Consider the following 26440-nt stretch of genomic DNA (forward strand, 5'->3'; position numbering starts at 1 on the left):
GGGGCCTGGGGCACGCGCCCCAGTTTCGGGAAGGGGCGGGGCTGGGGAAGAAAAAAGCGCGCGCAGCCCCACACCGCAGACCCCACACCGCAGACGGAGACGGCCGGGGCCGCCACCCCCCACAGGAGAGGCCCCGACCGTCGTCCGGTACGAACCCTGGTGGGGCCCGCACTACCTACAGCGCCACCGCCCGCAAATCCGTCACACTGTCATACCGGCGAGGCAGGGGCCGTTTCTGGACGAGGCCGGGCCCCTGCCCGTAACGTGCGGGTCCGCGCCCGAGGCGGCGCCGCTCTCCCGTTCGGTCCCGGTGGCCGGGGAACCGGGGGACATCGCTTGAGTCCGGCCACGTCCCCAGGGGGTCTGAGAAATGTATCCGTGCGGTCGATGCCGCGCTGCCGCCGTCGGCCAGGACGGCCGCTGCGCCGCCTGTGGTGCGTACCAGCAGCAGCCGGCCCCGCCGATGGGGATGCCGTCGGCGCCGCCGTATCCGTACGCCGCCGCGATGCCCGCGATGCCCGTCGGCGCCGCCGACCTGCGGCGCGGTCTGCGGATCGCGCTGAGCGTGCTGCTGTCGGTGTGCGTCGTGATGCTGCTGTTCGTCTTCTGGGCGCGCGTGGAGCAGCGTTCGGCGATCCAGGCCGTCATCGACGACGGTGTCAGCGGCAGCACGGTGGACGACGCCAACAGCGCGGACAGTTTCGTCGTCGGGACGCAGCTGCTCTACTTCCTGGCGCTCGTCGCGACCTCCGCGCTGTGGGCCGTGTGGTTCCGGCGCGCGCGGCTCAATGCCGAGCTCTTCGCCCCGGGCACGCACCGCATGGGCACCGGCTGGGCGGCGGGCGCGTGGTTCACGCCCGTGGTCAACCTCTGGTTCCCGAAGCAGATCGCCAACGACATCTACCGGGCCAGCGCCCCGGCCGGCCCGCAGAGCGCGCCCAAGGGACTGCTGAACACCTGGTGGTGCCTGTGGATCGGTTCGTTCGTCATCAACGCGATCGCGTCCGTCACGGCCGCCACCGCCAGTGCCCGGCTCCGGACGCGGGGCTATGACGGCTCCACCTGGGAGAGCGACGTCGACTCCCTGAAGTCCGCCGCCAACCTCTCGGCTTTCGCGGCCCTGCTGACGGCGGCCGCGGGCGTCCTCGCGATCTTCGTCGTGCGGCAGTTGGCGCGGCTCCAGGAACAGCGTGCCCTCATGGGTCCCGCGCCGATGGGCCCGATGGGTCCGGTGCCGCCGATGGGTGTGCCGATGCAGGCTCCGGCGGCCGGTCCGTACGGTGGTCCGGTGCCCGGGGCGCCGTACGGCGCCCCGGCGTATCCGCCCGCGCAGCCCGGCCCGGCGGCGGGTGGCTGGGGCAATCCGGCGCAGCCACCGCAGAATCCTTACGGCAACGGCCCGGCCGGCCACTGAGTCGCGGATTCTCCCAGTGGGGCAGGATGAGGGTGTGCAGGGGGACGACACTGAGCTGACCGCCGCGGTGCGCGCGGCGCAGAGCGGGGACGAGACGGCGTTCCGCACCGTCTACCGGACGGTCCATCCCCGCCTGCTCGGCTATCTGCGCACCCTCGTCGGGGACGCGGAGGCGGAGGACGTGGCATCCGAGGCGTGGCTCCAGATCGCCCGCGATCTGGAGCGGTTCACCGGGGACGCGGACCGCTTCCGCGGCTGGGCGGCGCGGATCGCCCGCAACCGCGCCCTGGACCACATACGGATGCGCGGCCGGCGCCCGGCCATCGGCGGCGACGAGAGCGAGCTCGCGGGCCGCGCGGCCGACGCGGACACCGCCGGGGAGGCCCTGGAGTCCCTCGGCACGGACCACACGTTCGCGCTCATAGCCCAGCTGCCGCAGGACCAGGCGGAGGCCGTCGTGCTGCGGGTGGTCGTCGGGCTCGACGCGAAGAGCGCCGCCGGGGTGCTCGGCAAGCGGCCGGGCGCGGTCCGTACCGCCGCGCACCGGGGCCTGCGGCGGCTCGCCGAACTGGTGACGGCGCCCGACGCCCTCCCCGGGCAGCGGCAGGCACAACCGTCACACACCGGAGCGAATGCTTCTGCCGGTGTGACGCAATTGCGTACGCGGACGCAGAAGGACATGTGATGGCCGACGACCACCGCTACGACTGGCTGGATGACGACGCCGTGGAGCGTCTGCTCACGCCTGCGCAGTCGCCTTCGGCGGGCCCGGAGGCGGAGCTGCGGCTGGCGGCGCTCCTGCGCTCCCTGGCCCCGGAACCGGCGCGGCCGGACCACGCCCTGCCGGGCGAGGAGGCGGCCCTGGCGGCGTTCCGCACGGCACGCGCGGAACGGACGCGCGAGGCGCACGCCTTCGCGGAGGAGGCCGCGCCCGTGGTGGCGCTCGGCGAACACGTGTCGCCGGCGCGGCAGGACGCACCGGGCGTGGGCCACGGTCTCGCGGCCGCTTCCTCGGGGAGCGCGCACGGGCCCGTGCCGGGCGCGGTGCCGTCGGCGGGCGCCCCCACCCCGATAGCTGACGGAGCGTCATCTCCGGTCGCGCGCCCCCTCGCCCACGCGGCGGGAGCCACCCCCACTACGCGCGTCAACCACCCGGAACCCGACCCCGTCGTCCGCATCGGCATGGCCGAGAAGGCGCGCGGCCTGTTCGGCCGGTGGCGGCCCGTGAAGGTCGCCCTCGCGATGACCGTCGCCGGGTGCGCGCTGGGCGGCGTCGCCGTCGCCGCCGGTACGGGCGTGCTGTCGACACCCTTCGGGCGCGCGGCGAGCGAGCCCGAGACCAGTGCCAGCGTCTCCGCCCTCGACGACACCGGCATGGAGACGCCGCTGCCCCCGTCCGGCGGGCCCAGCGCCTCGCCGTCGCCCGGCAAGGACGGGCACTCCCGCGCGAGCGGCGCGCCGCACGCCCCCGCGCCGAGCGGCGGGGCCACCGCCGGGCACGGCGGCAAGGAGGACAGACCCGGGGACGCCCCCTCGGCGTCGCCCAGTCATGACGCCGGTCAGGACCGCGACGGCGACGCCGACGCCACCAAGGGCGGCGCGGCCTGGGCCGCCCGGCTGTGCCGCGACTTCCTCGACGCGCAGCAGCGCCGCGGCCAGGACGTCGACGAGCACGACCTCCGCGACCTGGAGCGCTTCACGGGCGCCGGGAGCGCGGACGCCCTGCGCGAATACTGCGAGCGCCACACGGCCGACGGCGGCAAGGGCGTCGTCGGCGGAGGCGACGACAAGGGCGGGAGCGACAACAAGGGAGGCGGCAAGGGCGGTGACGACGGCAAGGGCGACGGCCGCAGCGGCCGGTCCGCCCCCCTCGTGCCGTCCGTCCTCGGCACCTCCCCGCTCCTGCTCTCCAAGGCGCTCCCGGACGCGCTCGCGGCCCCGCTCCGCCCCCTGGTGTGACGTTTTTCGCGCCGGCGGCGCTGTAGGAAATGTGCCGACTGGTCATCGGCCGCGCCCGAGCCGGAGTTCCCCCCATACCGTCGGCTCGGCGCACCGGCGCGGGCGGGGCTCTTCCCCCGGCTCTGCCCGCGCCCCCCACACTTCATTGCGCCTCCGCCGCCCCACGCGCCGCGCCGCTGCTGCCCCTTCGCCCTCCGGCGGAGCATCCTTGTACGTATCTGCAAGGTACGTATCCGCAAGGACACCGCACGGCCTGACGAGCAGCGGGAGGCGGCACCCATGGCGCGCGAGCCGGAGAGCAGCAGCACGCGGTCGACCGAGTCCGGACTGCCCGTCGATCCGGTCTACGGCCCCGGGGCCCTCGTCGGCTGGGACCCCGCCGAGCGGCTCGGCGCCCCCGGCGCGTACCCCTTCACCCGCGGCGTCTACCCCACGATGTACACCGGCCGGCCCTGGACCATGCGGCAGTACGCCGGGTTCGGCACCGCCGCCGAGTCCAACGCCCGCTACCGGCGGCTCATCGAGCACGGCACCATGGGCCTGTCCGTCGCCTTCGACCTGCCCACCCAGATGGGCCACGACTCCGACACGCCGCTGGCCAGCGGCGAGGTCGGCAAGGTCGGGGTCGCGATCGACTCCGTCGAGGACATGCGGGTGCTCTTCGACGGCATCCCGCTCGACAAGGTCTCCACGTCGATGACCATCAACGCGCCCGCCGCGCCGCTCCTGCTGCTCTACGAGCTGGTCGCCGAGGAGCAGGGGGTGGCGGCCGAGCGCCTCACCGGCACTGTGCAGAACGACATCCTCAAGGAGTACATCGCCCGCGGCACGTACATCTTCCCGCCGCAGCCCTCGCTGCGGCTCGTCGCGGACACCTTCCGCTACTGCGGTGAGGTGCTGCCCCGGTGGAACACGATCTCGATCTCCGGCTATCACATGGCCGAGGCCGGGGCCTCGCCCGTGCAGGAGATCGCGTTCACGCTGGCCGACGGCATCGAGTACGTCCGCACCGCCGTCGCCGCGGGCCTGGACGTCGACGCGTTCGCGCCCCGGCTGTCGTTCTTCTTCGTCGCGCGGACCACGTTCCTGGAGGAGGTCGCGAAGTTCCGCGCGGCGCGGCGGATCTGGGCGCGGGTGATGCGCGAGGAGTTCGGCGCGCGCGACCCCAAGTCGCTGATGCTGCGCTTCCACACGCAGACCGCGGGCGTCCAGCTGACCGCGCAGCAGCCGGAGCTCAATCTCGTACGGGTCGCCGTGCAGGGCCTGGCGGCGGTGCTCGGCGGCACGCAGTCGCTGCACACCAACGCCTTCGACGAGGCCATCGCCCTGCCCACCGACAAGTCCGCCCGGCTTGCCCTGCGCACCCAGCAGGTCCTGGCCCACGAGACGGACGTGACGGCCACGGTCGACCCCTTCGCCGGGTCCTACGCCGTGGAGTCGCTGACCGACGCGGTCGAGGCGGCGGCTCTCGAGCTCATGCGGCGGGTGGCCGACCGGGGCGGGGCGGTCGCCGCCATCGAGGAGGGCTTCCAGAAGGCCGAGATCGAACGCAACGCGTACCGCATCGCCCAGGAGACGGACAGCGGCGAGCGGGTCGTCGTCGGCGTCAACCGCTACCGGCTGGACGAGGAGGAGCCGTACGAGCCGCTCCGCGTCGACCCCGCGATCGAGGAACAGCAGGTCCGGCGCCTGCGGCAGTTGCGCGCCTCCCGCGACGCGCGGGCGGTGGAGGACGCCCTGGCCCGCCTGAAGGAGGCGGCCGCCGGCACGGCCAACGTCCTGCCGCCGATGAAGACCGCGCTCAGGGAGCGGGCGACGGTGGGCGAGGTGTGCGGGGCGCTGCGGGAGATCTGGGGGACGTACGAACCGAGCGAGTCCTTCTGACCGGACCGGGGACCGCGGCCCGCCGGGTGAGGGAAAATGGCGGGATGTCCTCTCCGCGCCGCACGTGCCCAGTCTGCTCCCGGGAGATCGCCGTCGTCGGCGGTCGCTTCGCCCGCCACGACCCCCCGGGCCGCCGCGCCTCCTACGACCTGATCTCCTGCCCGGGCTCCCGCCGCTCGGCCCCCTCCTCTCCACGGAACCCCGCCTCTTCGACCCGGAGGAACCGGACATGAAGGGGCAGGGGCAGTTGTTCTGAGCGACGGGCTCAACCGTCGCCGTGGATCAGCCACATCAGGACGGCGATGGGCATGAGGACGGCGAACACGGTCTTGGTGTAGAAGAACGCGAAGGCGCACCCGGTGAGCCCGAGGACGACGCGCTGCACCCGCTTGTACCGCACCTTGGCCCCGCCCCACGCCCCCGCGACGAAGGCGAACGGCACGGCGTAGCCGAGGGCCCAGACGAGCGGGAACTGCGAGCCCGCGAAGTCCACGTAGGCGAGCAGCAGCGCGAGGGGCGTACAGACCGCGGGCGCCAGCCACCACTGTGCGTCCGGCGGGGGGACGTGGCGGGGCGGGCAGGGGAGCGGGGGCGGCGTCGGGTTCATGGAAGCAGTCCACCGCGGCGGGTCACCGCCGCGGCACCGCGCGGGTACTCATTCGTACGTGCGCGCGTACTCAGCGCGGCTGCCCTCGGGGCGGGAGGCCGGGCGGGGGCGGCGAGGGGGAGGGGCCGCCGCGACCACACTCACCCGTGACGAAGGCGAACCCGGGGGACTACCCCACCCGTTTCCGGGGGATTGCCGGAGTGCTCGGCGTCGGCGTCGCGTGATCCGCTGTTCGTACGAGGATCGTGCGAACAGAGGGTGGAGAGTTGAAGGTTCGGATCGGGTATTCCGCATGGATCGTGGGTGTGGTGCAGTTCTTCGTCATCCATGTGGTCGCCGAGTCGGCTTGGGCCAGGCCGTACAGCTGGGCGCGGAACAACATCAGTGACTTGGGCAATGCTCACTGCGCCATGCAGACGGACCCCGAGCCGCGTTATATCTGTTCGCCCGAACACGGCCTGATGAACGCTTCGTTCACCACTCTGGGAGTGCTGCTCGTCATCGGCGCCGCCCTGACCGGTGGTGCCGCCCTGTGGCGCCGAGGTGCGGCCGCGGCCGTGGCCCGGGTGCTTCTGGCCGGTGTGGGTGTGGGATTCGTGCTCGTCGGGCTCGCCCCCGCGGACATCAATGAGAACCAGCACGCACTGGGTGCTCTGCTCGTCATGGGAACGGGCAACATCGGCCTTCTGCTGGCGGGGTTCGCGCTGGCCGACCACGTGCCGGGGGCGCTGCGCTGGATGACCCGCCTGTTGGGAATCACCGCGCTCGCGGCCTGCGGGCTCTTCCTCTCCGAGCATTATCTCGGCCTCGGCATGGGAGGCATGGAACGGGTCGCGGCCTTTCCCGTCCTGGTGTGGGCGCTGGCCGTCGGCGTCCGCGGCCTCATCGTGAGGCGGGCACCCTGGCAACCGACTGCTGAATCCGGGCGTCTCACCAACTGACCGCAACGATTCGCGAGGCGTATCGGGGGAACGCGGATGGCCACCACACTGGCCGAGGAAATCGTCTTGCTCTCCCTGGACGACGAGACCGGGGTGCCGGGGCAGCGCCAAGAGGCAGGCTGGGCCGTCGCAGGCGGGATCCTGCTGGAGCTGGTCCTCACCGGAAGGGCATCCGTCGAGGGCAAGTACCTCAAACTGACGGACAGGACGCCGACCGGCGAGCGATTGCTCGATGACCGGATGGCGATGCTCGACACCTGGCTGCGCGGCCGCGAAAAGGGCAGTGTGACCGAGTGGCTGACAAAGGACCAGGGCAAGGCCGGCCGTGCGGCTGTGGAAAGCCTTTGTGCGCGCGGTGTGGTCGTCGAGCAGCAGCACAAGGCCCTCGGCCTGTTCCCGACGCGCCGCTATCTCGCGGCCGACGGTGCGCCCAAGTCGGAGCTGCGTCAGCGGCTCCGGGCCGTCGTCCTGGACGGTGCCGCCCCGGACGAGCGTACGGCGGGCCTCATCGCCCTGCTCCACGCCGCGAAGCTGCACCGCCTGGCGTTCCCCGGTCTGCCGCGTAAGCAGGTGGCCGCCCGGATGGCAGAGGTCGCGGTCGGCCAGTGGGTGGGCGAGAGCGTTCGTGCCGCGATCCGCGACATGGAGGCGGCGGTGGTCACCACCACGGTTGTCATGGGCGGAGGCTGACGCCGTGCCCCGTGTGTTCGCGGGGCACGGCGCGGGTTTCAGCAGGAGTAGAACTGCGTGACCTGGGACGTGTCCGCGTAGACGCTCTGCGGGAACGTGCCGTCCGCCTTCATGTCGTACCACTTGCTCGGCCACATCGTCGGGCTGTCGTAGGTCGTGGTCCTGTAGAGCTCCTGGCCGCTCGCGTTCTTCAGCGCGAAGCGCGCGTGCCAGATGTCGCCGCTCAGCGTGAAAGTCGTCTGCGTCCTTGCGGTGAAGGAGAGTTTGCCGTCCGAGTAGAGCCGCAGCTCTCCGCCGCTCTGGTGGCAGTCACCCGCGCTGAGGTCACCCCAGGTCCACCATTTGTAGTCCGCGGCGACGCCTTGCTGGACGTGGCCCGCCGAGGCGGGGCCGGTGTCCGCCGACGCTGTCGGGACGGTGAATGCGGTGAGGAGGAGGGCGGCGGCCAGGAGCTTTTTGATGGAATGCATGGCGATGTTCCATTCGGGATGTGTCAGCCCCTCGGAGTGATTACCCGGAGCCGAATCCGACGGAGCGGGCCGGCAGGGGCGGCGGGCCGGTCTCGTCCCAACTGCCGCCGGTTCCCACGATCGCCAGAAGCTGCGTGCACGCGCCGTCGGCGTAGACGAAAGCCGTCGCGTCGGTGTCGTTGGCGGCGTGGGCCGCGCCGCCGGGGATCGGCAGACAGCGGTCGTTGGGCGGGTTGGAGAGTGCGTCCAGGGTTCCTGTGTCGAACCTGATGTACGAGAAGTCGCCGCCCGCGGCGTGGGCGTTGACCGGTACGGCCGCGAGCAGCAGCAACGCACCGCCTGCGGCGAGGGCTGCTTTGCGTAGAGGCATGGCTTCCCTTCCCGAAATGGGGCCGGAAGGGGAGCATCCATCTTTTTGGGGAGTTGGGGAAGGGTGTTGACGTACGACCACTCGGATGGGCTATTGGGATTATTTATCGGGGTTCAGGTCGCCGTGGAGGAGGGCGCGAGAGAAGGATCGGTACGCGGTTGAATTGAAGTGGAGGGTGGGGCTGTTGGGGAGTTTGGAGTCGCGTATGGCTATGACGTCATCGGTGTCAGATATCTCCACGCAGTTGTCCCCGCCATTGCTGTAGCTGCTCGTTCTGAACGCCATCCTCAAGTCCTCTCCCCGGCGATCCTCCGGATGAAGTCGCGGGTCGCGTCCGTGTCCAGCGCGCGTGCGCGCAGGTGGTTGAACGCCGCGTCGTACCGCCCGATGTGGGCGTCTTCTTCCAGGTAGATGCAGGTCGTCAGCGGCTCCACGGCGATGACCGGCTCGCCTGCGTCGAAGTGGAAGACCGTGTACGAGCCGTCGATTCCAGTGTGCGCTCCCGCGTCGAACGGGAGAACCTGCACGTCAATATTCGGCTGCTCCGACATGGTGAGCAGGTGCGCGAGCTGCTTCTGGAGCACCTCGGGGCCGCCTACCTTGCGCCGTAAGCATGCCTCGTCGAGCACGCACCACAGGGAGAGAGGCTCCGTGGCGAATTCATCGGCTGCGCGATTCTTCAGAACTGCCTGTCGTTTCATGCGGAGTTCAGTAAAGGTTCGCACTTCACGTGCGGTGCTCCACTTGCTGCTTCCTTCGATGACGGCGAAGGCGTAGTCAGAGGTCTGCAACAGGCCCGGAATGATCGACGCCGCGTACACGTCGGCGCGAGTTGCGATCTCCTCCAGCTCGATGAAGTCGGCGAACGGCGCGCGAATCGCGTCCTTGTACTGCGTGAACAGGTTCTTCTGTCGGCTGGTGGCCGCGAACTTTGCGATCTTCCTGGTCTCCGCGATCTGTACGGGGTCCGTAACCCCGTACGCGTCGAGAAACTTGTCCAGGTCCGGTCGCTGCTTCCCGTGCTCGATCTTGCTCAGCGTCGGCGCTCCGGACAGGCCGAGCAGCTTGGCCGCGTCCACCAGAGTCAAGCCGGCTCTCGTGCGCATCGTCTTCAGGATCGAGCCCAGCCGTCGGCGCATCAAGGTCGGCGTCGCATCGGACACGTGATCACCTCCTCCGAGGCGTGACTCTACCGACAGCGGCCTCACTGGCAGATGCAGCCGTTCACTCGGTCGTAGCAAATCGGGGTAGAAAACTTGCGCCTCAAGTCTTCGGGTCCCATCGTGATGTGCAAGCCGGCCTGCAACTGCGGGCCTGGCTCGCTGAGTTGGAGGAGGCCCACGGCAATGACGTACCGAAACGGCGCGTTCGTAGTGGACACACGCGGAGGACGGATCGCCCAAGTGATCGACAGCATCGGCAGCCGCGTACGCGTCCGTACGCCCGGCGGCGGCCCCGAATGGGAAGTTCCGTTCGCCGCACTGCGGTTGGCCACGCGCGCCGAGCGTGACGATGTGGGGCTCTGGCCCGCCGGGTCGTGGTCGCGGAAGGAGTGCCCGGAATGCCCCGTACTGGACCAGGCGTGGCGGGACGCCGCCGCCGGAGGCGACAAGCTGAAGGAGGCGACCGCGCTCGTGACGCTGCGGCGGCACGGACGGGTCGTGCACATGCTGCCGGGAGGCAAGTGGTGAGGGCGTGCCCGCACAACCGTGGCTGGGCCCGCGCCAACGGGGCTGCCACCTGCGCGAGTTGCGGCGTCGTGCGGTTCACCGAATACCGCGCCGTACGTCCGCCCGGCCTCGCCGAAGCGGTGATCCGGCCCCGCCGTGACGCGGACCGCGCGGCCGCGTCGTGGGTGACGGAACGGACCCGGCGGCGCCAACCTGCCACGTACGACAAGTGGTTGGTCTCACTCGTTTGAGTGGACGAAGTGCTGATCAGGTGTAATTAGGGGGCGATATCGGGAAGTTACCCGGCTGTCGGAGCTTTGACCTGGGGAGGGATCCGCCATGGAGCGGGAGGAAGAGCCGTATGAGCCACCGGAGTTGATGGAGGTCGGCGAGTTCGCCGACCTGACGCTGGGCACGTCCAGTGGCACGTATTTCGAAGGCGGCTACGCCCCTTGGTACGTCCGGCCGAGCTGACAGGGCGATGAGCAGAGAGACGTGGTTCGCGGTCGTTCCGGACGGCGAACCGGGGGCCGCCGTGGCGGGGACGTTGCGCCGCGGGGCCGCCGAGGTGATCGACCACCATTCCGGCCGGCCGTGGCTGGTGGGGAGCTGGCCGGCCGGGCAGGTGGTGGTGGCCGCGGTGGGGGAGGCGCGGCTGGCGGTGATCGGGCGGTGTGCCGTCACGGCCGAGGCGCTGCGGGTGCGGCTCGGGCGGGTGCGGGGGCTCGCGGATGTGGAGGGGGCGCTGGCGGGGCTGGAGGGCAGCTTCCACGCGGTCGCTTCCGTGGGCGGCCGGGTGAGGGTGCGGGGGAGCGCCTCGGGGGTGCGGCGGGTGTTCCGCGCCCGGCTGGACGGGGTGACGGTGGCGGCGAGCAGGGCGGACACGCTGGCACGGGCCCTCGGCTCGGGCGTGGACGAGCGGAGGCTGGCGCTCCACCTGCTGTCGTCCCCGCCGCCCTTCCCGCTCGACGCGGGGCCCAGCCTGTGGCGGGGCGTCGAGGCGCTGCCGTCCGGAAGCTTCCTGCTGCTGGAGGCGGACGGGCGCGCGGCGGTGCACCAGTGGTGGCATCCTCCGGAACCGCACCTGCCGCTGGCCGAGGGGGCCGTGGAGGTGAGGCGGGCGCTCACGGCGGCGGTGGATTCCTGCACGGTGGACGCGAAGGCCGTGAGCTCGGATCTCTCCGGCGGCATGGATTCCACGAGCCTGTGCTTCCTGGCCGCCCGTGGCCCGGCCCGCCTGGTCACGTTCCGCTGGGAGAGTGTGGACGCGGCGAACGACGACGCGGCCTGGGCGCAGCTGGCGGCGGCCCGGCTGCCGGGCACGGCGGAGCACGTCGTTCCCGAACGGTCGCGCGCGCCCCTGTGGTTCAGCGGGCTGACCGGCCTCGGGGCGACGGCGGACGAGCCGGGCAGCTGGGCGCGGGACGGCGCCCGGCTGAGCATGCTCGTGGAGCTGATGGCCGACCGGGGTTCGCAGCTGCACCTGTCGGGCGGCGGTGGGGACGAGCTGTTCTGCGCCCTCCCGCCGTACGCGCAGGACCGCCCTCGTCGGCACACGCTGCCCACGCTCAGCCTGGTGCGCAGGCGGGGCGCTCTCCGCCGGTGGCCGCTGTGGTCGTTGCTGCGGGGGTTCGCGGATCGCAGCACGTTCAGCCAGTGGCTCGCCGCCTGGGCCGACGGGCTCACGCAGGGTGCCGGTTCGTCCACGGCCTGGGGGCCGGTGCTGCGCATGCCGCCCTGGGCCACGCCGGACGCGGTCCGGGCCGTGCAGTGCCTCCTGCGCGCGGCGGCGGCCGACGTTCCGGAACCGCTCGCCGCCCAGCGCGGCCAGCACGCCGCCCTGACCGCTGTGCAGGCGTGCGGCCGTGGCTTCCGGCAGGTCGATCAGGTGACGTCGGCCCAGGGCCTGCCGTATGCCGCGCCCTATCTCGACGACCGCGTCATCGAGGCCGCCCTCGCCGTACGGCTCACCGAGCGCGGCGCCCGCGACCGCTACAAACCGCTGCTCGCCACGGCGATGGCCGAGCTCGTGCCGGACACCGTCCTGGCGCGCTCCACGAAGGGGGAATACAGTGCCGATTTCTATCTCGGTCTGCGGCGCAACAAGGCCGAACTGGCGGAGATCGTCACGGAGTCCCGCCTGGCCCGCGCGGGCCTCCTGGACACGGCGGCGCTGCGGGCGGGGCTTCGGCATCCGGAGCTGTCACCGGAGGTGATGCGGGCTCTCGACAACACGCTGGCCTGCGAGATGTGGCTGCGCTCGGTCCTCGACGCGGGCGGTGCGGGGAGCCGGCCGTAGGGCTCACGCCCGCGGCACCGTCCAGCGGTCGGCTATCTGCCGCCCGTGGTCTCGGCGGGGCTCGGCGCGCTCGTGCTTCCGCTTGTGTCGGTGCTCGCGGCCGGGCTCATACCCGTAGCCGTACCCGCGCTCGGTGAGGAGGTGAGCGGGCGGACGTTGCCGCCGCGCGCCCCCGGTGTCGCGCGCCCGGCCGCGTTCCGGGCCTGGTCCCGCAGCCAGCTGGTGCGTGCGCCGAGCACGCCGAGGCCGAGGGCCACCAGGTGGCCGGCGTCGGCCAGTTCGTGGTTGACGACCCAGGCGACGGTGAGCAGCGTGGTGAGGGCGGGCAGTCCGTACCGGCGGGCCCGGCGGCCGCCCAGGGCGAGGAGGCAGGAGGCGGTCGCCACCAGCCCGTAACTGATCCCGACGTCACGGGCCCTGGCCAGGACGCCCGGCAGGTGCGCGAGGTGCATCAGCCACATGGCGCCCTCGGTCAGCAGCGTCGCCACGAGGTGGCCCAGCAGGAACACCGCGAACCCGCGCAGCGTCCCCCACCGCCACTCCGCCAGCCCGAGCGCGGCGGCCACGGCCGCGATGCCCAGCAGCACGGGCACGCCGTCGACCACCAGCCCGCTGGTGAACAGCGTCCACCACTTCCCGACCTCAAGGTGGTGGATGTTGCTGCTGTTGTGCCGTACGAACCGCGCCTGCTCGCGCAGTGACTGGCTCGACATCCACGCGGCGATGCTGACCAGCAGTGCGACGTACGCCGTCGTTGCGGGCAGGCGCCGGGCGGCGCGCACCATGGTGTTCCCGAACATTGGGGAACTGTAGGCGAGGCGCGCGTCGCGCCGCGATAAGGGCCGCCTCGATTGGCCCATGATCTTCGATGGGGAATGGACCAGCCCCTTGGGCCGTACTGCTCGTAGCCTCATGGTCATGACGCACAAAGTGGACTTCTACTTCGACCCCATCTGCCCGTTCGCCTGGATCACCTCGCGCTGGATCCTCGAGGTGGAGCGCCATCGCGATCTCGACCTGCGGTTCCGCGTCATGAGCCTGTCCGTGCTCAACGAAGGCCGCGCCGACCTCCCCGAGCGGTACCGGCGGCTGCTCGACGTGGGCTGGGGGCCGGTGCGGGTGTGCATCGCCGCGGCGCGGGAGCACGGGGAGCACGTGCTGCGCGACCTGTACACCGCCCTCGGCACCCGTCTCCACGACGCCGACCGTGAGGTGTCCGACGCCCTCATCCGGGAAGCGCTGGCGGAGGCGGGCCTTCCGGAGGCGCTGGCCGGCGCGGCGCACACCGAGGAGTACGACGAGGAGCTGCGCAAGAGCCACCACGAGGGCATGGACCCGGTCGGCGAAGAGGTCGGCACGCCGACCCTGCACGTCGACGGTGTCGCGTTCTTCGGCCCGGTCCTGACCGCGATTCCGCGCGGCGAGGAAGCGGCCCGGATCTTCGACGGTGTGCAACTGCTCGCCGGCTACCCGAACTTCTTCGAGCTCAAGCGCACGCGCACGGGCGAGCTGGACTTCAGCTGAGGGATCGGCATTCGGATATCGGTTTGAGCACTCGACGCCCATGGGGCTAGGTTTGCGCGGTTAGTTCAATTGGCGGGAAAAGGGATTTATGCGCAAGCTCATGGGGGGTGCGGTGTCCGCCGTGCTCACGGTCGGAGTGCTCACCGGCTGCTCGTCCGCCGCCGACAAGGAGACCGGGGCCTCGGCCTCGGCCCCGGCTTCGCCTTCTGTCGCGCCTTCGGCTCCGGCCTCGCCTTCGGCTGCCGCGAAGGGCGCCGGGAAGGGCGCCAAGGACTCCGGCGAGTGGAAGAAGGCCGACACGAGGATCGGGAACGCCGGTTCGGCCTGTGAGCTCCCCGTGTCGTTCACGGCGACGAAGATGTGGAAGCCGTCGTGCCTCTCGCGGGAGGACGGCGAACTGCTCGGCAGGTTCTCGGGCCACAAGACCTTCAGGGGCGCCCTCGAACTCGACGCGAAGCCGGCGGGCAACATCGGCTTCATCCGCGTCTGGACCGCGGACGCCATGAACGACAAGACGCCGCGCCAGGTCCTGGAGGCGTTCATGTCCGAGGAGAAGAAGGTCAGCGGCCAGGAATACACCGAGACCAAGGCCGGTGAACTGCCCGCGGCCGAGGTCACCTACAAGGTCGACAGCATCCTCGCGGACGAACCCAAGCAGGAAAGCGCCCTGGCGGTGACGACGCCGAAGGGCGTCATGGTCGTCCACCTCGGCGGCATGGACACGCAGGAACACCAGGAGATGCTGCCGGCGTACGAGCTGGCGAAGAAGACGATGGCGGTGGCGGGGTAGGGATTCCGCCGGGAAGCCCGGTGCGGTGACCGTGGGCCGTGGGCGGCCGGCCGCGCGGTTCCCCGCGCCCCTTTCGGGGCGCTGCCCCCTTCCAGGCCGCCGTTCCAGGGGGACGGTGTTTCCGCAGATCAGAGGCGGTTTCACCGTTCCCGCGTCCCTTCTTTCCCGTAGCTCGTTGCGGGGGCGGCCGATCCGCAGCGAAGGTCGTTCCCGTCGGCAGCGGTGCTCGTTTCGTGCCGTGTCCGGCTGACCAGTCAGATCGCTACGGGGGGACCACCCATGCGCAACAACCTCATCCGTACCACCGCCCTCGCCGCCACGGCGCTCGCCGGCCTCCTGTCGCTGAGTGCCTGCGGCAAGGGTGGGACGGATACCGCCGCTGCTCCCGCTTCGTCGTCGCCCAGCGCGTCGGGCTCCGCGAACCCGGGGCAGAAGACCGACGGCGGTGGCACGGGTGGCGGAGCCAAGGCTTCCGGTTCTCGGGGGGACTCCGCCGAGGCGGGAAGCCGGAATTCGTCCGGCGGCAAGGCGTCCGCGGGAAGCGGGCATGCGAACCGCGGCAACGCGTCCGCCGACGGCGACAGCGGGGACGGCGGCAAGAGCCGCTACGGACAGGTCTGCGGCGCCAACGACCTGTCCTGGTCCACCGCGTCCAAGACCCAGGCCGGTGGCTACATCCAGATATCGGTGCAGGCCAAGCCCGGCATCACCTGCACGCTCCCGGGCACGCACCCGGTCGTGGCGTTCGGCTCCGACGGCACGCAGGCGGGCCCGGCCGAGCAGGCCGCCACCGAGCAGGTGAAGTTGAGCGGCGGCACCACCGCCTATGCCGGGGTGAACCCCAAGACCATCAACGGCCACCACGGCAAGGAATTCGCCAAGATCATCGTCGCGGTGGAGGAGGGCGACGGGGCCGGCCCGATCAGCCTGCCGATCGACAGCGCCACCATCGACGGGCCGATCGTCACCAACTGGCACACGTCGGCGCAGAAGGCCGTCCCCGGCAGCGGCCTGGACAGCGACTGACGCGGACGCCCGCCTTCCGGTTTCCTTCCGGTCAGGGCAGAGTCAGGATGCGCGGGCCCTCGTCCGTGATGGCGACCGTGTGCTCGATGTGGGCCGCGCGGCTGCCGTCCGTCGTGAAGAGGGTCCAGCCGTCGTCGCCCGTACGGTAGCTGTCGCGGCCGCCCGCCATGAGCATGGGCTCGATCGCCAGGACCAGGCCGTGACGGAGAGGGAAACCGCGGCCGGGGCGACCGCGGTTGGGGACCGGCGGGTCCTCGTGCATCGCTCGCCCGATGCCGTGGCCGCCGAAGTCGGAGGGCATGCCGCAGCGGGCCGCCTGGGCGACGGTGCCGATGGCGTGCGCGATGTCGCCCATCCGGTTGCCCGGGACGGCGGCGGCTATGCCGGCGTCGAGGGCGCGCTGGGTGGCGTCGATCAGTTCGAGGTCGCCGGGCCGGGGCGTGCCGACGGTGAAGCTGATCGCGGCGTCGCCCGCCCACCCGTCGAGCTGCGCGCCGCAGTCGATGCTGACCAGGTCGCCGTCGCGCAGGCGGTAGTCCGTGGGGATGCCGTGCACGACCGCGTCGTTCACCGACGTGCAGATCACCGCCGGGAAGGGCGTGGGCGCGAACGAGGGCCGGTAACCGAGGAAGGGCGAGTCCGCCCCGGCCTCGCGCAGGACCGCGCGCGCCGCTTCGTCCAGCTCGCGCAGGGACACTCCGACGCCCGCCGCCTTCCGTACGGCGGTCAGCGCGTTGGCCACCACGCGCCCCGCCTCGCGCATGGCGTCCATTGCCGCGTCGGTCTTGATCTCCACCATGTTCGTGCGACTCCTCGTCCCTGGGAACCGTTATTTCTATACCGGTATTAGTATCACGGTCATGGTGAGGACTCCTTTGACCCCGTGGGAACGCGAACGCGGCGAACGCTTCGGCGCCCTCCTGCGCCGTACGCGCGGCGACCGCAGCATGGTGGAGATCGCCGCGGCGGCCGGCGTCTCCGCGGAAACCCTCCGCAAAATCGAAACCGGCCGCGCGCCGACCCCGGCCTTCTTCACGGTGGTGGCGCTTGCGGCGGCGCTCCACGTGTCCCTGGACGAACTGGCGGCGGCGTGCGCGCCGGAGGAGGGGTGGGAGGGGGAGATACTCTCGGCTTGAGGGTGACCCCGGCCCTGGCCGGGGTCAGCACTCCGGAAGGCCCTGCCCAGCCGCCCTCTCGTTCCCCGGCGCGTCAGCCCTTGAGCTTGGTGAGCGTGGCTCTGGCGTCCTTGACGAGGAGCGGCTCGAGCTTGTCGGTGCTGTAGGGGCCCGCCTTGTCCTCGTCGGAGAGGGGAACTCCGGTCACCTTCATCGAGAAGACGGCTCCGCCGTCGAGGACGCTGATGGTGAGGAAACGGGCGTGCTCCAATTCCGTCGAGATGACATATGCCCGATCCCCCAGGCCCGGCAGCTTCTTGACGGTGGTCCTGCTCTTCGGAATGTAATCGGCCCTCTCGGCCTCGGCGATGAACTCGGGCCCGGGGTTGGTCTTCTTGTGGAGAGTGAGGGCGGTGCTGACCGTCATCGCGCCCACGCTCGTCGCTTTCGCCGCCATCTCCCGATAGCACTCGCTGCGATCCATCGAGTCGTGCCTGAGCACTGCCGGTTCACCGTCCTTCACGGTGAAGAGCGAGCCTGTTTCCCTCAGGACTGCGTCCTTGCAGAGGTCGTCGACGGCCCGATAACCGCTGACATCAGGCACCTTGGCACTGGAACCGCCGGAAAGCGCCAGTGCGCCACCCCAGACGACGGAGGCCGCCACCGCACCGGCCACGACCGGTATCCCGACCCGCTTCATCCGCCCAGCGCCGGAGCCCCCAGGGACGGCGGGTGCGGGCATCGGGGCGGGGGACTGTCCGTACGGGCTGGGGCTGCTCGGTTGCTGAGGCGACGCGTTCATGGGGGTGAACGTACACGGGGATCCGAGATATGTGCAGGTCAGAGGGGTGCGGGGTGGGGTGTGCCGCCGCCCTGTCCATGGCACGGCCTTTGTGCCGATCGATTAAAACGCCTCGACGCCGAGGCGGCCGCTTCGGCAACCTCTCTTCATGGCCCCCAAGTTCTGGCCTCTCTACGGCCTGCGGATCACCACGCCCCGGCTCGAATTGCGGCTGCCGGACCTCGGCACGCTCGACGAACTGTCCGCCCTCGCCGCTGATGGCGTGCACGACTCCGCCTTCATGCCGTTCACCGTGCCGTGGACCGACACTTCTCCGGCCGAGCGCGGCCGGTCGACGTTCCAGCACGTGCTCAGCACGATCGCCGCGTGGAGCCCGGAGCAGTGGACGCTGAGCCTGGCGGTTCTGTGCGACGGCGAGGTCGTAGGCCGGCAGGATCTGACGGCCCGGGAGTTCGCCGTGACGCGTGAGGCCGAATCGGGTTCCTGGCTCGGCCTGGCCCATCAGGGCAACGGCATCGGCACGGAAATGCGGGCGGCTGTCGCGCACTTCGCGTTCGAGGGGCTGGGCGCGAGGTGCGTGAGGTCGGGTGCCTTCACGGACAACGGTCCGTCGCTGGGCGTTTCCCGCAAGCTCGGCTATCGCTTGGACGGTGAGGAGACGCTGTCCGTACGCGGCGAGGCGCGGACACTTCAGCGGCTCCGGCTGGACCGCGCGGACTGGGAGGCGCGCCGGAGTGTGCCGGTCCGGATCGAGGGGTTGGAGGGGTGCGGGTCGCTGTTCGGGGTCTGAGTCGGAACCATGCGCACCCCGCCGCGCTCCGCGGAATATCTCCTCGATCGGCGCATGTTGGCGTGATCATGAAGACGCGATTCGATCTCCCGGACGGTGTCCACCTCGCCTACGAGTCGACGGGCGAAGGCGAACTCGCCGTCTACGCCCATGGCATGCTCCTCAGCCGTCAGGCCGAGGCCGACCAGGGGCTGTACGCCTGGGACGCGGTCGAGCGGCTGGCCGGTCGGCAGTTCGTCCGTTATGACGCTCGTGGTCATGGCGACTCGTCGGGTCGGGCGGAGGCGTCCGACTACACGTTCCCGCGTTTCGCCGGCGATCTGCTCGCGTTGCTCGACCACCTTGGCGCCGACCGGCCTGTGGCGGGTATGGGGGCCTCGCTCGGCTGTGCCACGGTTCTGACCGCCGCAGTCCGGGAGCCGGAGCGTTTCGACCGGCTCGTGCTGCTCATCCCGCCGACGGCATGGGAGACGCGCCCGGCGCAGGCCGCTCTCTACAGCCGGCTCGCCGACGTGGTGGACCAGGGCGGCGTCGAGGCGCTCGGCGCGGCGATGGCCGGGGCGGCCGTCCCCTCTTCCCTCGCTGACGCCCCTGGGTATCCGCCGCGTTCGATCGGTGTGCCGCCTCAGCTGCTGTCGCCTCTGCTGCGCGGCGCCGCCACGTCCGACCTCCCCGCTCGCGAGAAGCTCGCCCGACTGACCCAGCCGACGCTCATCCTGGCCTGGGCCGACGATCCCGGCCACCCGCTGTCGACGGCCGAGCAGCTGGCGGAGCTTTTGCCTGGGGCGTCGCTGCATGTTTCCGGCAATGCGGCGGATATTGCTACGTGGGGTGATCGGGTGGCGGGGTTCCTGGGGGCTTGAGCTTCGGGTTGGGAGGGGCAGGCGTGAATTCCCGGGGTGTTCGGGAGGTGCGGGGCGTGCCGCCTGCGGCGCTTTGTTCCCCTACCCCGCCCCTTCCCGGCTGCATCTGATGTGCGGCTCCGCCGCGCGGGGGGCTTCGCCCCAGACCCCCGAAGCACGCTTCGCGCGCTGTCCTCAAACTCCCCCAGCTACCTCCCCCAGACTCCGTCCGGGGGTGCCCCCAGAGGTGCCCCCAACGGGCTGAAAAACAAAAGCATGGCGCACCCCACGACCCGATGTTGCCCACCCCCGGCACCCACCACAACCGAAGCCCGGCCGGCGTTTGAGGCCGCCCGCCGCAGGCGCAACTAACCCGCGCCCGCCCTCAACGCGACCCGCAAACCACATCCCCCGCCCGTTCACCCCGCACCAAAAACCGCGTCACCGCCGCATCCCCACAATCATTCCCCCCATCCAGATAAACCCCATGCCCACCCGCATCCACCGAAACCATCCGAGCCCTCCCCCCAAAAGCGGCCCGCATCTTCAGCGCACCCCCATACGGCGTAGCAGGATCACGCAGATTCTGAATCATCAGCACATTGGACGGCCCGTCCGACGTGATACGGGTCGGCTTCTCCCTCGGGGTGTCCTTCCAGAAGGGGCACGGCGTGATACCCACCGGCATGCCCGCCGTCAGGGGGTGGCGGGCGCGGTCCGTGGTGACGGCTCGGGCATAGGCGTCGACGGAGCGCGGCCACTCGGCGCCGTCGTTGCACACGATGCCGGCGAAGACGGCGGCGTCGGCCTGCGACAGCGGCTTCGGGTACGGGTCGGGCACACTTACCGCGCCGTCGCCCGTGCGGGCGGCGCGGATGAGGGCGGCGAGTCGGGGGAACTGGTCATCGCCGTAGAGGCTGTTCTGCATGACCTGCCGCAGCAGGTTTCCGGTCAGCTCATGACCCGTGTCGGCGAACTTCCGCGGTTTGCGGTCGAGTTCGGCCGCCAGCGCCAGGAACATAGGCCGTACGTCCGCCGCCTTCGCCGCCAGGCGGTCCGCGCCGCGCGCGGGGTCCGCCGCCCACGCGGCGAAGTCGGGGAAGCGGTCGTCGGCGCCACCGGACATGTTCGCGAGCCAGCCGCGCTCCACCCGCGACGGGTCGGGGTCGCCGCTGCTGTCGAGGACCCAGCGGTCGGTGTGCTGGGGGTACTTCTGCGCGTACACGGCACCCACGTACGTACCGTACGAAACCCCCCAGGCCGACAGCTTCTCCTCGCCCAGGGCCTGGCGGAAGCGGTCGATGTCGCGGGCCTCGTTGGCGCTGGAGATGCTGCGCAGGAGCGGGCCGCCGTTGCGGGCGCACGCGTCGGCGATGCGGCGGGCGCGGGCCACGTTGGCGCTGATGTCGCCGTCGGGGCCGGGCCACGGGCGGAAGTTGACGAGCTGCCGGTCGTCCTCGTCGATGCCGCAGTCGGGCTGGGCGCTGCCGCCGGCGCCGCGCGGGTCGAGGCTGACGAGGTCGTACGCGCCGCCGGTCTTCTCGCGCAGCCGCTTGCCCTTGTCGGCCAGCATCTCGCGCCCCGAGCCGCCGGGCCCGCCGGGTATCAGCAGCAGGGTGCCGCGCCGGGCCTGGGGGTGGTCGCTGCGCAGGCGGGAGACGGCGATGTCGACGGTCGGGCCGTCGGGGCGGGCGTAGTCCAGCGGCACTTGGAGGGTGGCGCACTCGCGGCCGTCCTTCTCCGCGCAGGGCTGCCAGGCTAGCTGCGGGGCCTTCGTGGCGGCGTGGGCGGGAGCGGTCAGAGTGGCTGCCAGGGCGGCCGCGGAGAGAGTGGTCAGGAGAGCCTTACGGGTCATTGGTCGCATGGGTGAAGCGTGCTGTGCGGGCGGCGACTTGCCCATCCGGCCAGCCGTTCCCCTAAGGGTAGGGAGAGCCCCCCCCTGAAGAGCCCCGAAGCGCTCCCGGAGGAGCTCCCGGCCCCGATCCCCGTCCGATGGGTGCACATTCAACTCCCCGGCCAGTAGCTTGTGTTCGAACGGGGGAAGGGGAAAACACCATGGACCGGACACCCACCGGGCTCACCGGAACAGCTCGTGCGCTGGCCGCGGGCGACGTCACCTCGCGCACGCTCGTGGAGGAGGCCCTGCGGCGGATCGAGGAGACACAGCCCGTACTGAACGCCTTCCGGCGATTACGGGCCGAGGCCGCGCTCGCCGAGGCCGACGTGGCGGACCGGCGGCTGGCGGCGGGGGAGCGGGCGCCGCTGCTGGGCGTGCCGCTGGCGGTGAAGGACGACATGGACGTGGCCGGGCTGCCGACCGCGTTCGGCTGCGCGGGCCGCTTCCCGCCGCGGCTCGCGGACAGCGAGGCCGTACGCAGGCTGCGCGCGGCGGGCGCGGTGATCGTGGGCAAGACGAACACGCCGGAACTGGGTCAGTTCCCCGTCACGGAGGGCCGTGCCTTCGGCGCCACCCGCAACCCGTGGAACACCCGGCACACGCCCGGCGGTTCGTCCGGCGGGGCCGCGGCGGCGGTCGCCGCGGGCCTGGTGCCGGCCGCGCTGGGCTCGGACGGCGCGGGATCCCTGCGCATCCCCGCGGCCTGGACGCACCTGATCGGCATCAAGCCGCAGCGCGGCCGGGTCTCGACCTGGCCGGAACCGGAGGCGTTCCACGGCATCACCAGCCACGGTCCGCTGGCCCGTACGGTCGCGGACGCGGCGCTGCTGCTGCACGTGGTGAGTGGTTCGCACCGCGGCGACCTGCACCGGCCGCCCTCCGTCGGGCTGCTCGCGGCGGCGGGCCGGGAGCCGCGGCGGCTGCGGATCGCGCTGTCCTTCCGGCCCGCGTACGCCGTGGCACGGCAATGGCTGGATCCGGCCGTACGGGAGGCGACCCTGCGCGTCGCCGGGCGGCTGGCGGCGCTGGGGCACGACGTGGTCGAGGAGGATCCGCGCTACGGCTTGGTCGGGCTGAGCTTCGTGCCGCGCTCGATGGCCGGGATCCGCGACTGGGTGGAGCGGGCGCCCGACCGGACGCTGCTCGATCCCCGTACGCACGTGAACGCCCGCAACGGGCTGCTGCTCGGCGGCCCCGTCCTGCGCGCCGCGCGCGCGGCGGAGGGGCCGCTGCGGCGCCGCGTCGGCGAGATCTTCGACCGCTTCGACGTGATCCTGACCCCGACGACGGCCGTGCCGCCGCCACGGATCGGCGCGCTGGACGGCCTCTCCAGTCGGGAGACGGACGCGCGGGTGATCGCGGCGTGCCCGTACGCGTGGCCGTGGAACGTTCTGGGGTGGCCGGGGGTGAGCGTGCCGGCGGGGTTCACGGCCGAGGGGTTGCCGTTGGGGGCGCAGCTGCTTGGTCCTGCGTCCGGCGAACCGTTGCTGATCTCGTTGGCGGCGCAGTTGGAGGCGGATCAGCGGTGGTTTGAGCGGTGGCCGGTGGGGGTGGTGCGGGCGCTCCACGAGGTGGGGCGGGGGGTGTGGGGGGCGTAGGTGGTCTTGTGCGGCTCGGTTCGCGCCTGCGGCTCGGACGCCCTTCGGGCGTGGCCTCAAGCGCCGGCCGGGCTGGGTTTGTGGTGGGTGCGGGTGCGTTTCCGGGTGCGGGTTGTGTGCGCCTGCGGCGGGCGGCCTCAATCGCCGGCCGGGCTTGGGTGGTGGTGGGTGCCGGGGGTGGCGCCTCCGGGCTGGGAACCTGGAACGCGGTGCGGGAACCCTTACGCGTATTGAGTGCCGTGAAGTCGCACCGCGTTCCAGAACCCCACCCTCCGACCCCACCCCCTCCCGCCGGAGAGCGACATCACGCTTCGGGGCACGCCATGCTCTTGTTTTCAGCCCGTCCGGCGTTTGAGGACACGCCCGAAGGGCGTTCCCGCCGCAGGCGGCGAACCGGCCCGCAGCTCGGGGTCTGGGGCAGCGCCCCCCCCACGCGGCGGAGCCGCAAATGAGATGCAGCCGGGAAGGGGCGGGGTTGGGGAAAGAGCCCGCCGCAGGCGCCCACCCACCCGCAGCCAGGGGTCTGGGGCAGCGCCCCCCACGCGGCGGAGCCGCACATCAGATGCAGCCGGGAAGGGGCGGGGTTGGGGAACAAGCCCGCCGCAGGCGCCCACCCACCCGCAGCCACGGGGCTGAGGCAGCGCCCCCAACGCCGCGGAGCCGCACATCAGATGCAGCCGGGAAGGGGCGGGGTAGGGGAACAAGCCCGCCGCAGGCGCAACCGCCCCGCAGCCGGGGGCCCGGGGCGCGTGCCCCGGTTTGGGGAGGGGCGGGGCTGGGGGACAAGCCCGCCGCAGGCGCCCCACCCGTTCAGGCCACCCGCCGCAGGCGCCAGCCACCCGTTCAGACCACCCGCCGCACCAGCCCCTCCCCCCGTTCCTCCGACGCCGCGAACGCGACCGCCGCCCCCAGGAACCGCCCGACCGCATCATCCGTCATCCACGCCATATGCGGCGTGACCAGCGCATCCGGATGCCCGCGCAGCAGATCGTCGGCGGGCAGCGGCTCGACGTCGAAGACGTCCAGCGCCACCCCGCCCAGGAGCCCCGCGGCCAGCCGCGCGCGCAGTTCGGTCATGTCGATCAGTGACGCGCGGGCGGTGTTGACCAGCAGCGTCCGGGGGCCGAGCAGGGCGAGTCGGCGCGCGTCGATGATCTCGCGGTTCCCCGGCGTGGCCCGTAGGTGCAGGCTGACCGCGTCCGCGCTGCTCAGCAGGGTGTCCAGGGGCATGTGCACGGCCCCGGCCGCGCGGGCGGTGGCCTCGTCCAGGGACGGTGACCAGGCCGCGACCCGCATGCCGATGCCCTGCGCCAGCCGGGCCACCCGGGAGCCGATGCGGCCCCAGCCGACGATCCCCAGCAACTGCCCTGACAGATCACGCCCGTTGGCCGGTGACCAGCCCCGCGCGGAGCCCACGGCCGTCGGCATCCGGTGGGCCAGCGCGAGCAGCATCGTCAGCGTGAACTCGGCCACGGAGTCCGCGGCGAGGCCCGGCGTCTCGTAGACCGCGATCCCGGCGGACCGGGCCGCCTCGGTGTCGACCGCCCGGCCGACCGGCCCCGCGACCACGACCTCCCGGGGGCGTTCCGCCAGCAGCACCTCCGTGTCCAGCGGCCGGCCGCCGAAGAAGTGCACGACGGTACGGGCTCCGCGGATGCGCTCGGCGAGCTGCGACGGAGTGGTGCACGGATCGGTGAAGATCTCGATCGCCTCGCTGCCGGGGCAGCGGCGGACGATCTCGGCCAGTTGCGGATACCCCTGGCAGTCGGGCATCACGAGGCGTCCCACGTGTGTTCCTCCCCCTCTCCGTACGCGTACGGTGTCGTGCGGCAAATCGGCAAATCGGCAAATCGGCGGATCGGCGGATCAGCGGGTCGCGAGGCGGACGCGGCAGGTCCACCACCACGTCGACCGGTCGGTCATCCGGCGCCCGGCGACCTCCCGCAGCCGGGTGAGGCCCAGCGCGTCCTCGTCGACGCCCTGCTCGCGGAGGGCCGGGATGCCGCCCTGGCTCGCCGCGAAGTCGACGAAGCGGTCGGCGCCGCCGGTCTCCTTCATGTGCAGGCACACCTCGTTGACGTGCCGGAACAGGCCGCTGTCGCGCAGCCGTCCGAGGTGCCCGCTCTTGGCGAGGAAGGTGGGGCGCAGGCCCCGCTCGGCCTCCAGCGCGGTGTGGGTCGCCTCGAACTCGCGGTAGGCGGCGTCGACCTCGGGGTCGACGGCGGGCGGCCAGTCGAAGTCGAAGGCGGCCAGGACGGCGCCGGGCCGCATGATGCGGGCGATCTCCGGGAAGGCGCGGGCCGGGTCGAACCAGTGCAGGGCGTGGCTCACGGTCACGATGTCCGCGCAGGCGTCCGGCAGTCCGGTCTCCTCGCCGGTGCCGTCGACGACCTTGATGCCGCGCCGGGCGGCGATGGCCCGCATCTCGGCCGAGGGCTCCACGCCGGTCACCTCGGGCCAGATCGTGGACGAAAGGCCGGTGCCGCAGCCGATGTCGACCACTGACGGGTTCTCGGTGCCGGACCACTGACGCAGCAGGTCCGCGAGTTCCTGCGGCGGCTTCGGCCGGACCCGGTCATAGAATTCCGCGAACTTGCTGAAACGCTCCGTCGATTCGGGAATTGAATTCGTCATGAAAATGACGCTAACACGAACGGCGTGTAACGCCGGCGTGACAAGGTGCATAGTCAAAACTGTGTCAACTGATGCATGGATATGGCCAGTTGAGGAACCCCCGTGAATGGGTGGCAGCTTTTCGGTATTCCGGCAATTCCGGGCGATCAGGCCGACAGGCGCAGCATCGCCTCGTGGTCGGGCGTGCCCGGCGGCGCCTGGTAGACGATGAGCCGCTGACCGTCGCTCCGGGCCACGTCGAAGGCTTCGTACGTCAGCGTCATCAGCCCCACCTCCGGATGGCGGTGCACCTTGCGCCCGTTGGTCCGCGTATGGACGTCGTAGCGCTGCCACAGGGTGGCGAATTCGGGGCTCTGCGCCGTGAGTTCGTCGACGACCCGGGCGATGTCCGGTGCGCCCGGGTGTACGACGACGGCCGCGCGCAGATGGGCGACGACGCCGTGGGCGACATCGTCCCAATTCGCGTACAGCTCACGGGCGGTGGGGTGCAGAAAGGCGTAGCGCGCGGTGTTGCGCTCCGGCTCGGGCCAGTCCTCGATGCCAGGGAAGAGGCGCATCCCGGGTTCGTTGGCGGCCAGCAGGTCGCTGGCGCGGCTGAGCACGCAGGCGGGGTAGGGGTGGGCGATGCCGGGCATGCGGCGCACGTCCTCCCGGACCGTGCGGTACGCCTCGCCCGGCCGGTCCCCGGGGGCCGGTGTGCGGCGTCGGCTCAGTGCCATGAGGTGGCGGCGCTCGTCCTCGGTCAGGTCGAGGACCCGCGCGATGGCCTCCAGGACGGCGGGGCTGGGGCGTTGCTGTTTGCCCTGTTCCAGGCGGCGGTAGTACTCGATGCTGACGCCCGCGAGGATCGCGACCTCCTCGCGCCGCAGCCCGACGGTGCGCCTGCGCCCCGCTGACGGGGGCAGGCCCGCCTGCTGCGGGGTGACCCGGCTCCGCCGGCTCCGCAGGAAGTCGCCCAGTCCGGTCGTGATCCCCTCCGGCGCATGACCCATAAATGCATTATGCATTGACCGGTGCGGGGGAAGGGGGGCCCTGCCAGGGCCCCCCTTGGCCGGGCCTCCCCACTCCCGCGCTCCGGCGGCAAGCTGAGGCCACCGCGGAGCTCCGCGGACCCGGAA

29 protein-coding genes and 1 pseudogene are annotated in these 26440 nt (G+C 71.8%); 18 read left to right on the forward strand and 12 right to left on the reverse strand.

Annotation, left to right across the window (positions count from 1 at the left end; genetic code table 11):
* The first annotated feature begins 370 nt into the window (after positions 1-370).
* The 5 genes and pseudogenes from ACFY1P_RS27675 (at position 371) to ACFY1P_RS27695 (ending at position 5513) form a co-directional block, all read left to right on the forward strand.
* Positions 371-1414 (forward strand): DUF4328 domain-containing protein, encoded by a 1044-nt coding sequence (locus ACFY1P_RS27675; protein WP_390752137.1) that lies wholly within the window; start codon positions 371-373, stop codon positions 1412-1414.
* 34 nt (positions 1415-1448) lie between these two features.
* A complete protein-coding gene (locus ACFY1P_RS27680) occupies positions 1449-2099 on the forward strand; it encodes an RNA polymerase sigma factor (protein ID WP_361528607.1) in 651 nt (216 codons plus the stop codon).
* On the forward strand, positions 2099-3373 hold the full coding sequence (locus ACFY1P_RS27685; protein ID WP_361528609.1) for a hypothetical protein: 1275 nt from the start codon (positions 2099-2101) through the stop codon (positions 3371-3373). The genes ACFY1P_RS27680 and ACFY1P_RS27685 overlap by 1 nt, the downstream gene beginning before the upstream one ends.
* 279 nt (positions 3374-3652) lie before the next feature.
* Positions 3653-5257, forward strand: a complete 1605-nt coding sequence (locus ACFY1P_RS27690) for a methylmalonyl-CoA mutase (protein WP_390752138.1) — start codon at positions 3653-3655, stop codon at positions 5255-5257.
* A gap of 44 nt (positions 5258-5301) precedes the next feature.
* A pseudogene (locus ACFY1P_RS27695) lies at positions 5302-5513 on the forward strand (hypothetical protein).
* Between the two features lie 9 nt (positions 5514-5522).
* On the opposite strand, the gene ACFY1P_RS27700 reads toward ACFY1P_RS27695, so the two are convergent.
* On the reverse strand, positions 5523-5864 hold the full coding sequence (locus ACFY1P_RS27700; protein ID WP_390752139.1) for a hypothetical protein: 342 nt from the start codon (positions 5862-5864) through the stop codon (positions 5523-5525).
* Positions 5865-6169: 305 nt separating this feature from the next.
* On the opposite strand from ACFY1P_RS27700, the gene ACFY1P_RS27705 reads away from it, so the two are divergent.
* Both ACFY1P_RS27705 and ACFY1P_RS27710 read left to right on the forward strand, forming a co-directional pair.
* Entirely contained in the window at positions 6170-6805 is a 636-nt protein-coding gene (locus tag ACFY1P_RS27705; protein WP_390752140.1) for a DUF998 domain-containing protein, read from the forward strand.
* A 36-nt stretch (positions 6806-6841) separates the two neighbouring features.
* The gene (locus ACFY1P_RS27710; protein ID WP_390752141.1) at positions 6842-7495 is read left to right on the forward strand and encodes a GPP34 family phosphoprotein; all 654 of its coding nucleotides are present in this window, start codon (positions 6842-6844) and stop codon (positions 7493-7495) included.
* Positions 7496-7533: 38 nt separating this feature from the next.
* On the opposite strand, the gene ACFY1P_RS27715 is transcribed toward ACFY1P_RS27710, so the two are convergent.
* The 4 genes from ACFY1P_RS27715 to ACFY1P_RS27730 all read right to left on the reverse strand — a co-directional run bounded on the left by ACFY1P_RS27715 (position 7534) and on the right by ACFY1P_RS27730 (position 9498).
* Positions 7534-7965: a DUF6294 family protein gene (locus ACFY1P_RS27715; RefSeq protein ID WP_361528619.1), complete on the reverse strand. Its 432-nt coding sequence runs from the start codon at positions 7963-7965 to the stop codon at positions 7534-7536.
* A gap of 40 nt (positions 7966-8005) precedes the next feature.
* Positions 8006-8335, reverse strand: a complete 330-nt coding sequence (locus tag ACFY1P_RS27720) for a hypothetical protein (RefSeq protein WP_361528621.1) — start codon at positions 8333-8335, stop codon at positions 8006-8008.
* A 99-nt stretch (positions 8336-8434) separates the two neighbouring features.
* Positions 8435-8620: a DUF397 domain-containing protein gene (locus ACFY1P_RS27725; protein WP_390752142.1), complete on the reverse strand. Its 186-nt coding sequence runs from the start codon at positions 8618-8620 to the stop codon at positions 8435-8437.
* Positions 8621-8622: 2 nt separating this feature from the next.
* Positions 8623-9498 carry a helix-turn-helix domain-containing protein gene (locus tag ACFY1P_RS27730; RefSeq protein WP_390752143.1) on the reverse strand — a complete coding sequence of 292 codons (876 nt, stop codon included), beginning with the start codon at positions 9496-9498 and terminating at the stop codon, positions 8623-8625.
* Positions 9499-9681: 183 nt separating this feature from the next.
* Here ACFY1P_RS27730 and ACFY1P_RS27735 point away from each other — a divergent pair, with 183 nt between their 5' ends.
* The 4 genes from ACFY1P_RS27735 (at position 9682) to ACFY1P_RS27750 (ending at position 12304) form a co-directional block, all read left to right on the forward strand.
* Entirely contained in the window at positions 9682-10026 is a 345-nt protein-coding gene (locus ACFY1P_RS27735) for a hypothetical protein (RefSeq protein WP_390752144.1), read from the forward strand.
* Positions 10023-10256: a DUF6255 family natural product biosynthesis protein gene (locus ACFY1P_RS27740; protein ID WP_390752145.1), complete on the forward strand. Its 234-nt coding sequence runs from the start codon at positions 10023-10025 to the stop codon at positions 10254-10256. The genes ACFY1P_RS27735 and ACFY1P_RS27740 overlap by 4 nt, the downstream gene beginning before the upstream one ends.
* Positions 10257-10344: 88 nt before the next feature.
* Positions 10345-10479: a lasso RiPP family leader peptide-containing protein gene (locus ACFY1P_RS27745; RefSeq protein WP_361528631.1), complete on the forward strand. Its 135-nt coding sequence runs from the start codon at positions 10345-10347 to the stop codon at positions 10477-10479.
* Positions 10480-10486: 7 nt separating this feature from the next.
* Positions 10487-12304: an asparagine synthase-related protein gene (locus ACFY1P_RS27750; protein WP_361528633.1), complete on the forward strand. Its 1818-nt coding sequence runs from the start codon at positions 10487-10489 to the stop codon at positions 12302-12304.
* A 32-nt stretch (positions 12305-12336) separates the two neighbouring features.
* Here the strand turns inward: ACFY1P_RS27750 and ACFY1P_RS27755 are convergent, their stop codons facing one another.
* Positions 12337-13104, reverse strand: a complete 768-nt coding sequence (locus ACFY1P_RS27755) for a rhomboid-like protein (RefSeq protein ID WP_361528635.1) — start codon at positions 13102-13104, stop codon at positions 12337-12339.
* Between the two features lie 118 nt (positions 13105-13222).
* Between ACFY1P_RS27755 and ACFY1P_RS27760 the strand changes: the two genes are divergently transcribed.
* From ACFY1P_RS27760 to ACFY1P_RS27770, 3 genes are all read left to right on the forward strand, one after another.
* A complete protein-coding gene (locus tag ACFY1P_RS27760) occupies positions 13223-13828 on the forward strand; it encodes a disulfide bond formation protein DsbA (protein ID WP_361528637.1) in 606 nt (201 codons plus the stop codon).
* An 88-nt stretch (positions 13829-13916) separates the two neighbouring features.
* Positions 13917-14618 (forward strand): lipoprotein, encoded by a 702-nt coding sequence (locus ACFY1P_RS27765; protein WP_361528639.1) that lies wholly within the window; start codon positions 13917-13919, stop codon positions 14616-14618.
* Between the two features lie 279 nt (positions 14619-14897).
* On the forward strand, positions 14898-15644 hold the full coding sequence (locus ACFY1P_RS27770) for a DUF4232 domain-containing protein (RefSeq protein ID WP_361528641.1): 747 nt from the start codon (positions 14898-14900) through the stop codon (positions 15642-15644).
* 31 nt (positions 15645-15675) lie between these two features.
* Here ACFY1P_RS27770 and map read toward each other — a convergent pair whose 3' ends face one another.
* A complete protein-coding gene (gene map / locus ACFY1P_RS27775) occupies positions 15676-16443 on the reverse strand; it encodes a type I methionyl aminopeptidase (protein WP_361528643.1) in 768 nt (255 codons plus the stop codon).
* Positions 16444-16504: 61 nt separating this feature from the next.
* Between map and ACFY1P_RS27780 the strand changes: the two genes are divergently transcribed.
* Positions 16505-16780, forward strand: a complete 276-nt coding sequence (locus ACFY1P_RS27780; protein WP_361528655.1) for a helix-turn-helix transcriptional regulator — start codon at positions 16505-16507, stop codon at positions 16778-16780.
* 73 nt (positions 16781-16853) lie between these two features.
* Here ACFY1P_RS27780 and ACFY1P_RS27785 read toward each other — a convergent pair whose 3' ends face one another.
* Entirely contained in the window at positions 16854-17561 is a 708-nt protein-coding gene (locus tag ACFY1P_RS27785) for a hypothetical protein (protein ID WP_390752146.1), read from the reverse strand.
* A gap of 148 nt (positions 17562-17709) precedes the next feature.
* Here ACFY1P_RS27785 and ACFY1P_RS27790 point away from each other — a divergent pair, with 148 nt between their 5' ends.
* Entirely contained in the window at positions 17710-18351 is a 642-nt protein-coding gene (locus ACFY1P_RS27790) for a GNAT family protein (RefSeq protein WP_361528647.1), read from the forward strand.
* A 68-nt stretch (positions 18352-18419) separates the two neighbouring features.
* The gene (locus ACFY1P_RS27795; RefSeq protein WP_361528657.1) at positions 18420-19214 is read left to right on the forward strand and encodes an alpha/beta fold hydrolase; all 795 of its coding nucleotides are present in this window, start codon (positions 18420-18422) and stop codon (positions 19212-19214) included.
* A 364-nt stretch (positions 19215-19578) separates the two neighbouring features.
* Here the strand turns inward: ACFY1P_RS27795 and ACFY1P_RS27800 are convergent, their stop codons facing one another.
* Positions 19579-21057 (reverse strand): alpha/beta hydrolase, encoded by a 1479-nt coding sequence (locus tag ACFY1P_RS27800; RefSeq protein ID WP_390752147.1) that lies wholly within the window; start codon positions 21055-21057, stop codon positions 19579-19581.
* A gap of 191 nt (positions 21058-21248) precedes the next feature.
* Between ACFY1P_RS27800 and ACFY1P_RS27805 the strand changes: the two genes are divergently transcribed.
* On the forward strand, positions 21249-22688 hold the full coding sequence (locus ACFY1P_RS27805) for an amidase (protein ID WP_390752148.1): 1440 nt from the start codon (positions 21249-21251) through the stop codon (positions 22686-22688).
* 843 nt (positions 22689-23531) lie between these two features.
* On the opposite strand, the gene ACFY1P_RS27810 is transcribed toward ACFY1P_RS27805, so the two are convergent.
* From ACFY1P_RS27810 to ACFY1P_RS27820, 3 genes are all read right to left on the reverse strand, one after another.
* Positions 23532-24476 carry an NAD(P)-dependent oxidoreductase gene (locus ACFY1P_RS27810; RefSeq protein WP_390752149.1) on the reverse strand — a complete coding sequence of 315 codons (945 nt, stop codon included), beginning with the start codon at positions 24474-24476 and terminating at the stop codon, positions 23532-23534.
* A gap of 78 nt (positions 24477-24554) precedes the next feature.
* Positions 24555-25322, reverse strand: a complete 768-nt coding sequence (locus tag ACFY1P_RS27815) for a class I SAM-dependent methyltransferase (protein WP_390752150.1) — start codon at positions 25320-25322, stop codon at positions 24555-24557.
* Between the two features lie 146 nt (positions 25323-25468).
* The gene (locus tag ACFY1P_RS27820; RefSeq protein WP_361534928.1) at positions 25469-26314 is read right to left on the reverse strand and encodes a helix-turn-helix transcriptional regulator; all 846 of its coding nucleotides are present in this window, start codon (positions 26312-26314) and stop codon (positions 25469-25471) included.
* Positions 26315-26440: the final 126 nt, after the last annotated feature.

It is taken from the genome of Streptomyces sp. NPDC001407, assembly GCF_042895325.1.
GTDB lineage: Bacteria > Actinomycetota > Actinomycetes > Streptomycetales > Streptomycetaceae > Streptomyces.

Bases quoted from the DNA above. Each gene is read 5' to 3' on its own strand.
- ACFY1P_RS27755 (WP_361528635.1), bottom strand. From the start codon at position 13,104: ATGTTCGGGAACACCATGGTGCGCGCCGCCCGGCGCCTGCCCGCAACG.
- ACFY1P_RS27785 (WP_390752146.1), bottom strand. From the start codon at position 17,561: ATGAACGCGTCGCCTCAGCAACCGAGCAGCCCCAGCCCGTACGGACAG.
- ACFY1P_RS27795 (WP_361528657.1), top strand. From the start codon at position 18,420: ATGAAGACGCGATTCGATCTCCCGGACGGTGTCCACCTCGCCTACGAG.
- ACFY1P_RS27735 (WP_390752144.1), top strand. From the start codon at position 9,682: ATGACGTACCGAAACGGCGCGTTCGTAGTGGACACACGCGGAGGACGG.
- ACFY1P_RS27715 (WP_361528619.1), bottom strand. From the start codon at position 7,965: ATGCATTCCATCAAAAAGCTCCTGGCCGCCGCCCTCCTCCTCACCGCA.
- ACFY1P_RS27800 (WP_390752147.1), bottom strand. From the start codon at position 21,057: ATGCGACCAATGACCCGTAAGGCTCTCCTGACCACTCTCTCCGCGGCC.
- ACFY1P_RS27750 (WP_361528633.1), top strand. From the start codon at position 10,487: ATGAGCAGAGAGACGTGGTTCGCGGTCGTTCCGGACGGCGAACCGGGG.
- ACFY1P_RS27685 (WP_361528609.1), top strand. From the start codon at position 2,099: ATGGCCGACGACCACCGCTACGACTGGCTGGATGACGACGCCGTGGAG.
- ACFY1P_RS27815 (WP_390752150.1), bottom strand. From the start codon at position 25,322: ATGACGAATTCAATTCCCGAATCGACGGAGCGTTTCAGCAAGTTCGCG.
- ACFY1P_RS27745 (WP_361528631.1), top strand. From the start codon at position 10,345: ATGGAGCGGGAGGAAGAGCCGTATGAGCCACCGGAGTTGATGGAGGTC.
- ACFY1P_RS27720 (WP_361528621.1), bottom strand. From the start codon at position 8,335: ATGCCTCTACGCAAAGCAGCCCTCGCCGCAGGCGGTGCGTTGCTGCTG.
- ACFY1P_RS27770 (WP_361528641.1), top strand. From the start codon at position 14,898: ATGCGCAACAACCTCATCCGTACCACCGCCCTCGCCGCCACGGCGCTC.
- map (WP_361528643.1), bottom strand. From the start codon at position 16,443: ATGGTGGAGATCAAGACCGACGCGGCAATGGACGCCATGCGCGAGGCG.
- ACFY1P_RS27700 (WP_390752139.1), bottom strand. From the start codon at position 5,864: ATGAACCCGACGCCGCCCCCGCTCCCCTGCCCGCCCCGCCACGTCCCC.
- ACFY1P_RS27760 (WP_361528637.1), top strand. From the start codon at position 13,223: ATGACGCACAAAGTGGACTTCTACTTCGACCCCATCTGCCCGTTCGCC.
- ACFY1P_RS27710 (WP_390752141.1), top strand. From the start codon at position 6,842: ATGGCCACCACACTGGCCGAGGAAATCGTCTTGCTCTCCCTGGACGAC.
- ACFY1P_RS27805 (WP_390752148.1), top strand. From the start codon at position 21,249: ATGGACCGGACACCCACCGGGCTCACCGGAACAGCTCGTGCGCTGGCC.
- ACFY1P_RS27780 (WP_361528655.1), top strand. From the start codon at position 16,505: ATGGTGAGGACTCCTTTGACCCCGTGGGAACGCGAACGCGGCGAACGC.
- ACFY1P_RS27690 (WP_390752138.1), top strand. From the start codon at position 3,653: ATGGCGCGCGAGCCGGAGAGCAGCAGCACGCGGTCGACCGAGTCCGGA.
- ACFY1P_RS27675 (WP_390752137.1), top strand. From the start codon at position 371: ATGTATCCGTGCGGTCGATGCCGCGCTGCCGCCGTCGGCCAGGACGGC.
- ACFY1P_RS27765 (WP_361528639.1), top strand. From the start codon at position 13,917: ATGCGCAAGCTCATGGGGGGTGCGGTGTCCGCCGTGCTCACGGTCGGA.
- ACFY1P_RS27820 (WP_361534928.1), bottom strand. From the start codon at position 26,314: ATGGGTCATGCGCCGGAGGGGATCACGACCGGACTGGGCGACTTCCTG.
- ACFY1P_RS27725 (WP_390752142.1), bottom strand. From the start codon at position 8,620: ATGGCGTTCAGAACGAGCAGCTACAGCAATGGCGGGGACAACTGCGTG.
- ACFY1P_RS27790 (WP_361528647.1), top strand. From the start codon at position 17,710: ATGGCCCCCAAGTTCTGGCCTCTCTACGGCCTGCGGATCACCACGCCC.